Source organism: Spongiibacter nanhainus (genome assembly GCF_016132545.1).
Classification (GTDB): domain Bacteria; phylum Pseudomonadota; class Gammaproteobacteria; order Pseudomonadales; family Spongiibacteraceae; genus Spongiibacter; species Spongiibacter nanhainus.
On the sequence record NZ_CP066167.1, the window covers coordinates 29,856 to 42,459 of the forward strand.

General features: G+C 56.8%; 17 protein-coding genes. 9 read left to right on the forward strand and 8 right to left on the reverse strand.

Translation table 11 applies throughout. The features are described 5' to 3' along the window. Positions 1–5: 5 nt before the first annotated feature. Complete coding sequence (locus I6N98_RS00125; RefSeq protein ID WP_198569817.1) at positions 6–557, forward strand: hypothetical protein; 552 nt, start codon at positions 6–8, stop codon at positions 555–557. Then, the gene (locus tag I6N98_RS00130) at positions 557–973 is read left to right on the forward strand and encodes a hypothetical protein (protein WP_198569818.1); all 417 of its coding nucleotides are present in this window, start codon (positions 557–559) and stop codon (positions 971–973) included. Before I6N98_RS00125 ends, I6N98_RS00130 begins: the two co-directional genes overlap by 1 nt. Positions 974–1,080: 107 nt before the next feature. On the opposite strand, the gene I6N98_RS00135 is transcribed toward I6N98_RS00130, so the two are convergent. Further along, positions 1,081–1,320 carry an amidase family protein gene (locus I6N98_RS00135; protein ID WP_198569819.1) on the reverse strand — a complete coding sequence of 80 codons (240 nt, stop codon included), beginning with the start codon at positions 1,318–1,320 and terminating at the stop codon, positions 1,081–1,083. Between the two features lie 149 nt (positions 1,321–1,469). Between I6N98_RS00135 and I6N98_RS00140 the strand changes: the two genes are divergently transcribed. The 3 genes from I6N98_RS00140 to I6N98_RS00150 all read left to right on the forward strand — a co-directional run bounded on the left by I6N98_RS00140 (position 1,470) and on the right by I6N98_RS00150 (position 2,747). Then, positions 1,470–1,943, forward strand: coding sequence for a hypothetical protein (locus tag I6N98_RS00140; protein ID WP_198569820.1), 474 nt, complete (start codon positions 1,470–1,472; stop codon positions 1,941–1,943). A gap of 68 nt (positions 1,944–2,011) precedes the next feature. Beyond that, entirely contained in the window at positions 2,012–2,425 is a 414-nt protein-coding gene (locus I6N98_RS00145; protein ID WP_198569821.1) for an energy transducer TonB, read from the forward strand. Positions 2,426–2,498: 73 nt separating this feature from the next. Further along, positions 2,499–2,747, forward strand: a complete 249-nt coding sequence (locus I6N98_RS00150) for a hypothetical protein (protein ID WP_198569822.1) — start codon at positions 2,499–2,501, stop codon at positions 2,745–2,747. 51 nt (positions 2,748–2,798) lie between these two features. Here the strand turns inward: I6N98_RS00150 and I6N98_RS00155 are convergent, their stop codons facing one another. From I6N98_RS00155 to I6N98_RS00165, 3 genes are all read right to left on the reverse strand, one after another. After that, positions 2,799–4,283 carry an amidase gene (locus I6N98_RS00155; protein WP_198569823.1) on the reverse strand — a complete coding sequence of 495 codons (1,485 nt, stop codon included), beginning with the start codon at positions 4,281–4,283 and terminating at the stop codon, positions 2,799–2,801. A 90-nt stretch (positions 4,284–4,373) separates the two neighbouring features. After that, entirely contained in the window at positions 4,374–5,135 is a 762-nt protein-coding gene (locus I6N98_RS00160; RefSeq protein ID WP_198569824.1) for a hypothetical protein, read from the reverse strand. Between the two features lie 63 nt (positions 5,136–5,198). Continuing rightward, positions 5,199–5,765: a gamma carbonic anhydrase family protein gene (locus tag I6N98_RS00165; RefSeq protein ID WP_198569825.1), complete on the reverse strand. Its 567-nt coding sequence runs from the start codon at positions 5,763–5,765 to the stop codon at positions 5,199–5,201. A gap of 247 nt (positions 5,766–6,012) precedes the next feature. On the opposite strand from I6N98_RS00165, the gene I6N98_RS00170 reads away from it, so the two are divergent. The 4 genes from I6N98_RS00170 (at position 6,013) to I6N98_RS00185 (ending at position 9,645) form a co-directional block, all read left to right on the forward strand. Further along, positions 6,013–8,052 carry a M3 family metallopeptidase gene (locus I6N98_RS00170; protein WP_198569826.1) on the forward strand — a complete coding sequence of 680 codons (2,040 nt, stop codon included), beginning with the start codon at positions 6,013–6,015 and terminating at the stop codon, positions 8,050–8,052. Between the two features lie 2 nt (positions 8,053–8,054). Then, positions 8,055–8,354 (forward strand): YheV family putative zinc ribbon protein, encoded by a 300-nt coding sequence (locus I6N98_RS00175; protein WP_198569827.1) that lies wholly within the window; start codon positions 8,055–8,057, stop codon positions 8,352–8,354. Positions 8,355–8,515: 161 nt separating this feature from the next. Beyond that, positions 8,516–8,899, forward strand: a complete 384-nt coding sequence (locus I6N98_RS00180; RefSeq protein ID WP_198569828.1) for a SpoIIAA family protein — start codon at positions 8,516–8,518, stop codon at positions 8,897–8,899. Next, positions 8,896–9,645, forward strand: a complete 750-nt coding sequence (locus I6N98_RS00185) for a TIGR01458 family HAD-type hydrolase (RefSeq protein ID WP_198569829.1) — start codon at positions 8,896–8,898, stop codon at positions 9,643–9,645. The genes I6N98_RS00180 and I6N98_RS00185 overlap by 4 nt, the downstream gene beginning before the upstream one ends. A gap of 29 nt (positions 9,646–9,674) precedes the next feature. Here the strand turns inward: I6N98_RS00185 and I6N98_RS00190 are convergent, their stop codons facing one another. The 4 genes from I6N98_RS00190 to I6N98_RS00205 form a co-directional block, all read right to left on the reverse strand. Beyond that, complete coding sequence (locus I6N98_RS00190) at positions 9,675–10,904, reverse strand: saccharopine dehydrogenase family protein (RefSeq protein ID WP_198569830.1); 1,230 nt, start codon at positions 10,902–10,904, stop codon at positions 9,675–9,677. Positions 10,905–10,968: 64 nt separating this feature from the next. Beyond that, positions 10,969–11,148 (reverse strand): hypothetical protein, encoded by a 180-nt coding sequence (locus I6N98_RS00195; RefSeq protein ID WP_198569831.1) that lies wholly within the window; start codon positions 11,146–11,148, stop codon positions 10,969–10,971. Continuing rightward, entirely contained in the window at positions 11,145–11,972 is an 828-nt protein-coding gene (locus I6N98_RS00200; RefSeq protein WP_198569832.1) for an alpha/beta hydrolase, read from the reverse strand. The genes I6N98_RS00195 and I6N98_RS00200 overlap by 4 nt, the downstream gene beginning before the upstream one ends. 55 nt (positions 11,973–12,027) lie before the next feature. Continuing rightward, positions 12,028–12,453, reverse strand: coding sequence for a CBS domain-containing protein (locus I6N98_RS00205; protein WP_198569833.1), 426 nt, complete (start codon positions 12,451–12,453; stop codon positions 12,028–12,030). Positions 12,454–12,604: the final 151 nt, after the last annotated feature.

Sequence of the window (12,604 nt, forward strand, 5' to 3'; positions counted from 1 at the left end):
TAAAAATGAAACTTAAACTTCCTGGAGCGCCAATAGCTCTAGCGGCTTCGCTTGCCTTTATTTTAAGTGGTTGTGCCGGTGTTCCTCAAGGCGCGTTAGCGCTCAGTCAGGAATCTCTGGAAACTAGACAGCTTCAATCCAAGAAATACGAAGGCATAAACGAGGAAAGAATTCTTTCGGCGTCAGCTGGCGTGCTCCAAGATATGGGATTTACACTCGTTGAGTCAGAAACATCACTCGGCGTTATTATCGGTAATAAAGATAGAAGCGCTGTAAGCGCTGGTCAGATAGCCCTAGTTTTTCTAGCGGCTTTGGGAGGCGCAAATGCAGCGTACGACAAGGACCAGAAAATCATTGCATCATTAGTTACCCGTCCAGCTAGGGGCAGTGAAGGTCAATTGATAGCAGACACTTATGTCGCACGAGTAACGTTCGCTCGTAGTGTTACCAATTCCCACAATATTATTAGGTACGAATCACTTGAAGCCCCGGAGCTTTACCAAGATTTTTTTGAAAAGTTGTCGAAATCAGTTTTCTTAGAAGGAGCTAACATCTGATGATCAAAATATTCATGGCGGTGCTGCTAAGCAGCATGGTTTTCATTACTGGTTGCGCGAACACAACTAATACTGTTTTGGATGCTGACCAAAGCCAGGTGCAATTGCGCAGTATACAAACCCGGTCTTTTGATACCCAGGATAAGAAAAAAACAATGCGAGCTGTAATCGCCACTCTTCAAGATTTGGGGTTTGTACTAGACAAAGCTGATGAAATGCTTGGTACGGTCAGCGGAACCAAAATGAAGGGTTACACAATAAAAATGACCGTCTCTGTTCGCTCAAGAGGCGAAAAAATGATGGTGAGAGCGAATGCTCAGTACGGTCAAAAGCCAATTACTGACCCTATCCCTTACCAGGATTTTTTTAACTCACTTAGCAAAGCGATGTTCTTGCAAGCAAACAGCGTTGATTAATACCCGGCCTACTTAATTCCGACGCCAACGATGATTCCGGCAAAGGAAACAAATAGTTTTTAGTGTTCTTAGCAGAGAACCCGCACTTTAAATGCGATGCCGCCGGCTTAGATCGGCGGCACTCTGTTTGCCCAGGGTTGGGCCCGCTCCAGTTGCCCGGCCAGTTGGAACAGCCGCCCTTCGCTGCCGTGGGGCGCCACAAACTGCACCCCTAGTGGCAGACCACTCTCACACCAATGCAAAGGCACGCTCATTGCCGGCACGCCGGTGAGGTTGGCCAACTGGGTATAGGGCACCCACTGTAAATTTTCCTGCACCATTTTTTCTACAATGCCGCTTTTAAGCATGGCTTTGGACAGGCCCAGTTTGATAAGTAACAGGGCGATTCTCTCTTGGGGAAATATGGGGACAGTTTACTAAATTAACGTTATGCCATTTTCGAAAAATAGCAAGAAGTCGCGTATTTCTTGCGCCGCTAATTGAAAAGGAATTCAAAATGAAGCAAATAGGGAAGATCGCTTTACTCTTTGCCCTATCAACATCTATTGCCGCGTGCATAGGCGATTCCAACGCCAGCAACGGCGGGAATGTTGAAACCCAGACCTTACACAAAGCCGAGTGGTCGTCATCGCTTCTCGATACGGGGCGCGTCCTCCAAGTCTTCAATACCGCTTATGACTATGAAGTTGCGTTGTCGTCCTATACCAATGATGACCCAGTAGAGGTGGATTTTACCCAAGGGCAAGTGGTGCTGGTTGACTACGGTACAACCCCAACCCAGTCGCCTGAGATTGGTGTTAAATCCGTAAAGTCGTCAGGTGAGCACGCTGTAGTGAATGTAAAAATAAAACGTCCCGGTAGCGGCTGTGGTGGAAATCATGCAATAGGGCGCCCCTATGAGTTCGTCTATGTTGCTACGACAAAGAAGTTAATCTTTAAAGAGTCCGTGTCAGTATCCGGCTGCGGCTAAAAATTAAACCGATAAAGAGGTGTCGTTTTTTACTTTAAAGAATGCTCCTTAAGTTGGCGATGATTTGCATGCAAAAAATAGTTCCGTTGGTAATAATTTTTCTGGTTGGCTGTGCAAACCAAAATAGGCTTTGCCATACCTTCGATGATTGCCCGCATCTGCTCTATGCTTGGGAGCGCAACCCTTCGGAAGAAACTCTTAAAGAGTACAATGCTAAAGGTATGCCGTATCTACTTGCGGCAACGCAGCCCTATTACCCACAGCATGCTTGGGATAACGCTATTTCCGGAGAGGTCGAAATGACATTTGATGTTGATGCGGAGGGTAAAGCGACCAACATCAAAATTAAAAGCTCTGTGCCCAAAGGGGTATTTGACCAAGCTGCCGTAGAAGCGCTTAAGCGTTCAAGGTACACAAAAACTGAGAAAGGCGCAGCGGGGTTTACTCGAAAGTTCACGTGGTCGATCGAGGAAAACAAGTAAAAATTCACACGAAACCCCTCCCCCACCTCTCTGTCACAAGTAACAACAACACATGCAAAAGACGGGAGGTACTATGAAAACAGGGAAACAGAAACTGACCTTTGCAGCCTTGGTGATGTTGCTTGCAGCTCCGCTGGCCTTAGTGGGCTGCTCTGACGATAAGTCTACTTCAAGCGGCGGTTCCGGCGGTGGACAGGAGCAATCCACTTCGCTCAGTATCGATACGGATGACGGATCGTTCTCTTACTCTAATGATGAGGGTGGCGAGAGCACCGAAGTAAATATCGATGCCGACGATGATTCCGGTAAGGGTAACAAATAGTTTTTATTGTTCTTAGCAGAGAACCCGCACTTTAAATGCGATGCCGCCGGCTTAGATCGGCGGCACTCTGTTTGCCCAGGGTTGGGCCCGCTCAAGTTGCCCGGCCAGCTGGAACAGCCGCCCTTCTCCGCCGTGGGGCGCCACAAACTGCACCCCCAGTGGCAGGCCACTCTCACACCAGTGCATAGGCACGCTCATTGCCGGCACGCCGGTGAGGTTGGCCAACTGGGTATAGGGCACCCACTGTAAATTTTCCTGCACCATTTTTTCTACAATGCCGCTTTTAAGCATGGCTTTGGACAGGCCCAGTTTGATGAGTAACAGGGCGATGCTCTCTTGCCATGCCGGGGTGGCGATCTGGCCGACCTGGGCGGGCGGCTGTGCCAATGTGGGGCTGAGCCACAGGTCGTAGCGTTGATGGAATTCTCCCAGCTGGCGGCTGTAGTCGTTCCAGCGCAGATAGCCCTGCACGTAGTCGCTTGCTCGGGCGGCGCGGCCAAAGGCGGCCATGACCAGTGTGTCGAGTTCAAAGCCGCTGTTGCCGCAGCCGGTTTGCTGTTTGACGGTCTCCACGGTGGCAGCGATATAAGAGAACCACATGGTGATAAAGTCTTTGGCCAGTTGCAGGCCGTCGACGGCGGGCTCGCCCTCTTCCACGTGATGACCCAAAGAATCCAGCAATCTGGCGGTGTTCTCCACTGCTTTAATCGCTTCTGGGGATACCGGAGTGCCGATGGGGGAGCGGGTGGAGAAGGCGATTTTCAGTGGCTCGGGGTCGCGGCTGACTTCTTCCAGGTAGGGGCGTTCCGGCGCTTCGATGCGGTACATCGAGCAGGCTTCCGGGCCGTGGCTGGCATCCAGCAGCGCGGCGCTGTCCCGCACGCTGCGGGAGACGACGTGATTCATGGCGGCGCCATGCAATTCTTCTGCATGGGCCGGACCCCAGGGGGTGCGACCCCGGCCGGGCTTAAGGCCAAACAGACCGCAGTGGGCGGCGGGGATACGAATCGAACCGCCGCCGTCATTGGCGCCGGCCATAGGCACGATGCCGGCGGCCACCGCCGCTGCCGAGCCGCCGGAAGAGCCACCGGGGATATGGTCGGTGTGCCAGGGGTTGTGGCTTGGGCCCCAGGCTTTGGGTTCGGTAATACCCTTGGCACCAAATTCCGGTGTGTTGGTGCGGCCAAAGATCACCAGCCCTGCATCCAGCCAGCGTTGGGTTAAGGTGGAATGCTCGTTGGGGGCAAAGCCGGCCTGCTTTAGGGCTTGGTTACCATTGGCGTTGAGTACCCCGGCGTAGTCCTGGAACAGGTCTTTGGTCAGAAAAGGCACCCCGGCGAAGGGGCCGTTCAGTGGAGCGTTGGCTCTGGCCCGGGCGATGTCGTACATGGGGATGATAATGGCGTTAAGGGCGGGGTTGACCGCCTCGGCCCGGGCAATGGCCAGCTCCAGTAACTCGGCGGCGCTGACTTCGCCTTTGGCCACCAGCTCCGCCAGGGCCAGGCCATCCAGTTGGCGGTATTCCTCAAAGGTCATGCTGCGCTCCCGTTTCTTATTATGTCGCGAGTTTTATTGTTCAGTGTGGCCGCCAAGCAATTTAAAGGGGGCGGAATTTAGTCGCCAAATTTAGTCAGCAAACAGGCGCCGGTTTAAGTCCTGCAACTCCGGGTCGTCCATCACCGAGTCAAACACCGCGCGCTCCTGCTCACTCAGGCGCTGTACCCGATCCAGTACGTCCATTTTCTGGCCCTGGTTGTCGAACTGGGTTTGATCAAAGGAGCTGCCGTCGCCCTTGGTGGAGACCCTGGACAGGCCCTCGTCGGTAAAGGTGTAGCCCAATTGCTCGGCCAGCTCGCGGCGAAACTCTTGATCGCTAAACCAGCGATTAAAGGGGATCACGATGCGGCCGGGAATATAACTTGTCTCCCCCAGACATTCCCGGGCGTGCATTTTCCAAGTGTCGATTACCCGCTGCATGTCGTCGTTGTGCTCGGTGGGGTAGGCTCGGGAATCCCGGCTCATGCCTTTCTTGATGCGGCTGGCCATCAGGTTTTCGATATCCCGAACAATGATTATATTGACCACTGGCAAGGGAGCGCTGTCAAACGCTCGCCAGTCCAGCCGGTGGTCTTCAAAGCTGGCGATATAGGAGCGGGGAGACAGGCGCTCAAAAGGGAAGAGTGCGCCCATGCCCTTCTCTTTATAGCGCGCTTTTAGCCACTGTCGATAGGGATAGGGTTTTTCGGGCAGCTCAATCTCACCGTCTAGCACCATGGCAATCCGGTAGACATTGTTAAAGTGGATAAAGCGGTCGTGGGCTTTTAGCCAGTTGAGCACGGCATGGTTGCCGCTGCGTTTCATGCCGTGGACGATAAACAGACGTTTCATAGGGTGAGGCGGGCTGATTCCATTCGAGTTGATGCACCGGAGTTTACCGGATATGCATGATTATTACTGATTCTCTTCGGTCAACGAGCGGATGTGGCGGTCTTTGAGCTTGGCGTAGTTGGCCGAGCTGTAGCAGAAGTAATCCATTTCCTTATCGCTTAATTCCCGCACTGGCTTGGCGGGGCTGCCGGTATAGAGATAGCCACTTTGCAGTTTTTTACCCGGTGGCACCAGGGTGTTGGCGCCAATCACCACATTGTCTTCCACCACCGCGCCGTCCATCACAATGCTGCCCATGCCGATCAGCACCCGGTTGCCGATGGTGCTGCCGTGCAGGGTCACCGAGTGGGCCACGGTGACGTCGTCGCCAATGGTCAGCGGATAGCCGTTGGGGTTGTAGGGGCCGGCGTGGGTGATATGGCAGACGCTGTTGTCCTGAATGCTGCAGCGCGCGCCAATACGGATGCGGTGCATATCTCCCCGCACCACTGCCTGGGGCCAGATGGAGGTGTCGGCCCCCACGCTGACATCGCCAATCACCAGTGCGGTGGGGTCGATAAACACGCCCTCGGCCAGTTGCGGCTGGTGGCCCTCAAAGGTGCGGGTATAGTCCTGGGCGTTGTAGGGCATGCTGGGCTCTCCGGATGTTGTGGCTGATCGCTGACTTGATCGTGAGGTCTATGATACGTGACAGGCCTGCCCCCTTGAAATCACTCTAGCGGGAGGCCATTACTACAGTATGCCCGGCGGCCAGTGAACGACATGCGCCCCGGTCCCCGTATGCACCCGTGCTCAATGCCCCCAAATCGCCCGGGCATTTGTGCGAAAATAGCGTATCGACTCGCCACTCACCGATTTTGAAAGAGCTGAATTAGCCATGAGCCAAGCCCTGCCCGCCTTTTCCCAACTCGATCCCCAGGCCTTTCCCGCCCAGTGTCAGCAGCTGCTGGACCAGGCCCGCAGCGAGGTGGCGGCGCTGACCGAGGATGCCGCGCCGCCCAGCTGGGACAACCTGATGGCGCCACTGGAGGCCATCGACGACCGCATTGGCCAGTTTTGGGCGCCACTGAGCCACCTGCATTCGGTGATTGCCGGTGACGCCTGGCGGGAGGCCTACAACCAGTGCCTGCCCCAGCTCACCGCCTACAACAGCGAGATGGGCCAAAACCGCCCCCTGTACGAGCGAGTCAAGGCATTGGCAGAGAGCGAGGCCTTTCAGGGCTTGTCCCGCCCCCAGCAAAAGGTGGTGGAGAACGTGCTGCGGGACTTCACCCTCTCCGGCGTCGGCCTGGAGGGCGACGCCGCCAAGCGCTTTACCGAGATTCAGCAGCGCCTTAGCACCCTGTCCACCGAATTTGGCAACCACGTGATGGACGCCACCGACGGCTGGGAGAAGTTTATCGACGACGCCGAGACCCTTTCCGGGGTGCCGGAGTCAGTGCTTACTAACCTGAAGGCCGCCGCCGAAGCTAAAGACAAGAGCGGTTACCGGCTGAGCCTGGACATTCCCACTTACCTGCCAGTGATGCAGTACGCCAACAACCGCGAGCTGCGCAAAGAGCTCTACGAGGCCTATGTGACCCGGGCCTCCAACATTGGCCCCAACGCCAGTGACGAGCTGAACAACGGCCCGCTGATGGTGGAGATTCTGCAATTGCGCCAGGAGCTGTCCAAACTGCTGGGCTTTGACCACTACGCCGACAACTCGTTGGCCACCAAGATGGCCGGCTCTTCGCAGCAAGTGATCAGCTTTCTGGAGGAGTTGGCCGAGGCCAGCAAGCCCATGGCCGAGCAGGAGTTGGCGGAGTTAAAAGCCTTTGCCGCCGAGCAAGGTTGCGACGATCTGCAGGCCTGGGATGTGCCTTACTATGGCGAAAAACTCCGGGAGGCCCGCTACGCCATTTCCCAGGAGGAACTCAAGCCCTACTTCCCGCTGGATAAAGTGCTGGAGGGCTTATTCAAAGTGGCCGGCCAGCTGTTTGATGTGAGTATTCAGCAGCTTGACGATCAGGACCTGTGGCACAAAGATGCCCGCTGTTACGCCATTACCCGGGGCGATGAGGCCCTGGCCCACTTCTATCTGGACCTGTTTGCCCGCCCCAACAAGCGCGGCGGGGCCTGGATGGCGGACTGTCGCGGTCGCCGCCTGTTGGGTGATGACGCCGTGCAGCGCCCGGTGGCCTTTCTGGTCTGCAACTTTACGCCGCCCAGCGCTGACCGGCCTTCCCTGCTCACCCACAACGACGTCACTACCCTGTTCCATGAGTTTGGTCACGGCCTGCACCACATGCTGACCCAGATCGACTATTTGGGTGTATCCGGCATTAGCGGCGTGGCCTGGGACGCGGTGGAGCTGCCCAGCCAGTTCCTGGAGAACTGGTGCTGGGAAAAGGCGGTAATCCCAGATATCTCCGCCCACTACCAGACTGGCGAACCACTGCCCGACGATATGCTGGAAAAATTGCTGGCGGCCAAAAACTTCCAGTCCGGCATGCAGATGCTGCGGCAGATCGAGTTCGCCCTATTTGATTTTAAACTGCATATGCAGGACAAAATCGATAGCGAAGCCGATATCGACGCGGTGATGCAGGCGGTTCGGGATCAGGTGGCAGTGATGCAGCCACCGGCCTTTAATCGCTTCCAAAACAGCTTCTCGCATATTTTTGCCGGTGGTTATGCGGCGGGTTACTACAGCTACAAATGGGCGGAAGTGCTCTCAGCCGATGCCTTCTCGCTGTTTGAAGAGGAAGGGGTATTGAGCCCTCAAGCCGGCGAGCGCTTCCGCCGGGAGATCCTCGAACAGGGCGGCGCCGAAGATGCGGCGGTGCTGTTTAAAAACTTCCGTGGTCGCGAGCCCGCCAACGATGCCTTGTTGCGCCACAGCGGTATCGTTAAAGAGAATAAAGGGGCGGCTTAGTTATGGCGACAGAGTATAGACCCAAGCGTTTTATCGCCGGTGCCGTCTGCCCCAAGTGCAGCGAAATGGACAAAATCGTCATGTACCGAGCCAATGACAACGAACAGGTGCGGGAGTGTGTGCGCTGCGGGTTTAGCGACATTATTCGCGACGATACCGGCCCCGAGGACGCGCCCCAAGAGCCTCCCACTCGAGTGAATCAGCCCCGCCCCGGCGAGCAGAGCCTGGCCCACGAGGACGAGATACAAGTGGTATCGCTGATCGACCCCAAAGCTGACGGTCGCAATCGCACTGATCACTGAAATGAGACCTAACGCGCCCCGGTGACAGTTTTGTTTCGTATCTTGAGACTGAATTGAACCTTAACCGCTAACTCCTTGACCCCGGTAATAATACCGGGGAACGCAAATCTCCAAATCTTATCTATACTGATAAAGGAGATTCGCTTTTGGAGAGCGAGGTTATGTTACAACTAATTCCGATCTCATCCCCCAATGTGGTGGGTATGAAGCTGGCGGGCAAAGTTAACCACGACGATATGACCACGGTGATGCACGAAGTGGAGCGCAAGCTGGAGCGTCAGGATCAACTGGGTATCTATATCGAGATGGATCACTTCAAGGGTTTTACCCTGCGGGGTCTGATCCGCGAGATGGGTTTGCTGACCCACCATATCAATCACATTACCCGCACCGCGCTGGTCAGTGACAAGCAGTGGTACAAGCGCTCCATTGCCATCATTACCCACTGGGCCCCCAACGTGGAGATTGAGCACTTCACACCCCTACAGCGGGACGAAGCCTTGATCTGGGCCTGTGAGCAGGATGTGGGAGCCTATTCCGCGTGATTGACGGACTGCTGCTGGATATCGGCGGCGTCCTGACACTCGATGGCGCGGCCCTCACCGGTGCGATTGATGCCGTGGCCGAGTTGCAGCGCCGCGATCTCCCCCTGCGTTTTCTCACCAACACCTCCAAGCGGCCGCGTCAGGCGGTACTCGATGAGCTGGTCGATTTGGGTTTTAGCCTACAGGCCGAGCAGTTGATCACCGCCCCCATTGCCGTCAAACAACTTCTGCAACAGCAACACCTGCGCCCCTTTATTATCAGTACACCGGCACTGCTGGATGATTTCGCCGATATCGATACCGACAACCCCAATGCGGTGGTGGTTTTCGATGCCGCTGAAGGGTTTTGTTACCAGGTCTTGGATGCGGCCTTTCAAGTGCTGCAACAGGGTGCGCCGCTGATTGCGGTGGGTGGCAACCGCTACTACCAAAGCGGCGGTAGCCTGCATCTCGACGCCGGCCCTTTTGTCAAAGCGCTGGAGTATGCCGCAGATGTTGAGGCGCAAATCATCGGCAAACCGGCGGCGACGTTTTTTATCAGTGTCGCCCAGTCCATGGGCTGCGACCCCGCCAACACCCTGATGGTGGGGGATGATATCGACGGTGATGTGCTGGGGGCTCAGGCCGCCTGTCTACAGGCGGCATTGGTTAAAACCGGCAAATACCGCAGCGGTGATGAACAGCGTGTTGACCAGCAAGCGACCATGGTCCTCGACACCATCGCCGACTTGCCGGCGCGTTTGTAACGCGCCTGTCAAAAGGGAAAAAGCCCGACTTATTCCTCTACCACACTGAAGGTCAGCCCGGCGTGCTTCTCCAAGCGGGTTTGCAGGGTATTGCCCAGGCCGCTGGCGGGGGTCCAGAAGCCACCGGGGCAGGCTTCTCTGTCCACGTCTTGCAGCAGGCACAAGCCCGATTGCGCCAGCATCTTGGAGGTAGAGCCGTAACCGGGGTCCCGGTCGCCGGTCACTTTACCCACCAGCGTGTTGCCCTGCTCGTCGCTGGCGTAGAAGCGCATATCGTAAAAGCCGGCCAGTTGCTCTTCGGGGCTGGGACCCTCGCCGGGTTCCGGCAGGATTTTACCCAGTAGCCAGCGACCGGGGCGCAAGCTGGCGGTGAGCATAAAGCCACCCAGTCCGGCGCCCATTGCGGTGGCCTTGGCGCGACCGCTTAACCCTTTGCCCACCAGGAAGGTTTCCTGATAGCGGAAATCGGGGCCGTACTGCTCCTCTAACAGGAAGTTACTGCGGTGGACGATGCGGGTATTGATGGCCGCCATGATAAAGGGGGCCGTCCAGTAATCGCTGAGGGCGTCATACTCGGCCAGCCCCGGATTGTGCTGGTGGACTTTGTGTTTAGCCCCCGGGCACAGCAGATAGGGGTCGGCCATTTTTTTACGCAGCTTGGGGTCGTCGGCGGCTTCCTTCATTACATTCATCAGGCTGGCGTAGGTGCCACCGGAGAATCCACCCTTGGCGGCCTTCATGCCCATATGCACGGTGCTGGCGGGCTTGCCGAATTTCTCCTGGAATTTCTGCTGGGTGTAATACACCCCCAGGTCTGAAGGGATGGAGTCAAAGCCACAGCAGTTGACGATCCGGGCGCCGCTGGCTTTGGCGGAGGCTTCGTGGGCCTCCAGCATGTGGTGAATCCACTGTACTTCGCCGGTGAGGTCGCAGTAGTCGGTGCCGGTTTCGGCGCAGCACTGCAAGAGGGTGCTGCCGTAGAGGGCGTAGGGGCCAACGGTGGTCATCACCACTTTGGTTTGTCGGCACATTTGCGTCAGGGCGACACTGTCGCTGGCGTCGGCGATGATGGTGGGCAGGTCACTCTGACCCAGCTCGGCTTTGAGTTGATCGAGTTTGGCGGCGCTGCGACCCGCGATGGCCCACTTCAATGCCGGCTCGGGGTTGAGTGCGACAAAGTCGGTCAGGTAACGGGCGAGGATTTTGCCGACAAAGCTGGTGGCGCCGTAAACGACGATATCGAAGGATTGGTTTTCCATAGTTTCCGTGTCTTATTGGTTGGTGAATGGTGGGTATCGGTCTAGTTCACACGCGTCGAGTGAACTAGTCGATGTAGTCGGGTGTGTTAGCTATACAGTTTTTTCGGTCAGTTGGATGGAGAATCTTCTCGCATTCCCGCAGCCGCCATTCCCGGGCATCGTCAAATTCCTGGCCGGCGCAGGCAACAAGAAGCCAGGCGCTTGCGGCGGCAACAAACAGGTTTCGCGCGCGAGGTGTCGTCATAATGCAGGCAGTAATCCTTTGATAAAGCGGTCGACATTGTCAGTGTAGCGGCTCTGCTCCCCCAAATCGCTATTGATGGCGCCGTGGCTCAGGTCCACCGGCAGCACCTCGGTGCGTACCGCCAGCTTGTCGGCCTGGGAGGCAAAGTGCTGGGCGTGGCTGCAACTGTTGTCGCGGCGGGTGGAGCACACCAGCAGCAATGGTTTGACGCCGGGATGCAGTTGGCGCAGCGGCGAGGTTTTGCGCCAGTAGTCGGGGTCGTCGCCAAAGGCGCGATCGTAGAGCCGGGGGTGGCGCTCGGTCATGATGGCTTCCACATCCAGGGCGGCGGTGTCCAGGGACACTGTGCCCAGCACACCGTCAAGGGAGCCGCCGAGCTTGGGATCGGTGGCCACCAGGGTGACCAAGTGGGCACCGGCGGAATGGCCCATGGCGACAATGCGATCGGGGTCGCCGCCCCACTGCGCTGCGTGCTGCTGGATATAGCCCAACGCGGCGGCCACATCTTCAGCCTGGGTGTAGGGGGCGGTGTCGGGGAGCATGCGATAATTGAGGGAGATAAACAGCCAGCCCTGTTTACCCCAATAAGCCAACTTGTTGTTCACTACGGCGCGGTTGGCTTTGTCACCGATACGCCAGGCACCGCCGTGCACCATCACCAGTATTGGCGCCCGTGTTTGGGCGTTGGGGCGATAGACATCCATGCGCTGGCGCTCGGCGTCGCCGTAAGCGACTTCGATGGGCGCGCGCCCGCTGGTAAGGGCACCGGCCTGGCAGGCACTGAGTGGCGCAACGGCCAGAGCGCCAAGCAAAACCAGCCACAATCGCCGCCCGCGACTGCTCCTGCCCGTGTGAGCTGAGCGGGATGAGCTCACTCGATCAGGCGATTTTGCTAGGGGCGTCGCAGTGGCTGCGGCTTTCCCACAGGGCCTGGAGAATGTCGCTGCGGGTGATTAGGCCCACCAGAGTGCCGTCGTCGATCACCGGGTAGAGCTTGGGCTTGTTTTTGCCCATGGCCTGGGCCAGGTCGACGATATTCTGGTCGGGTCGAGCCGACAGCACTTCGGTGAACATCACATCGTCCACAATGGGCGCACCCTCGCAGTGGTAGCTGCTCACCAGCATGGAGTGAATGCAGTCCTGCTCGGAGACAAAGCCCACCACCGAGCCGGTTTGACTTACCACTGGCAGGCCCATAACGCCATATTTGCGCAGTGTTTCCACCACATCGCCCAGCGCGGCGCCCTGCTTGATATAGGGCGCGGGGCTTTTCATTACATCGCGAACAGCTAGTCCTTCACTCATGGTTGTCCTCCTTGTTCAGAGGTATTCAAGGTATCGGGTGATTTGGCCTGTATTGCTACAGACCAAATAGTAAACGGTAAGTTTTACTATACGCCGGTTATGGGCGTGCCGGTATGCTTTCGCGCCTATTGTGGCAATAAGTGCAGCCTAT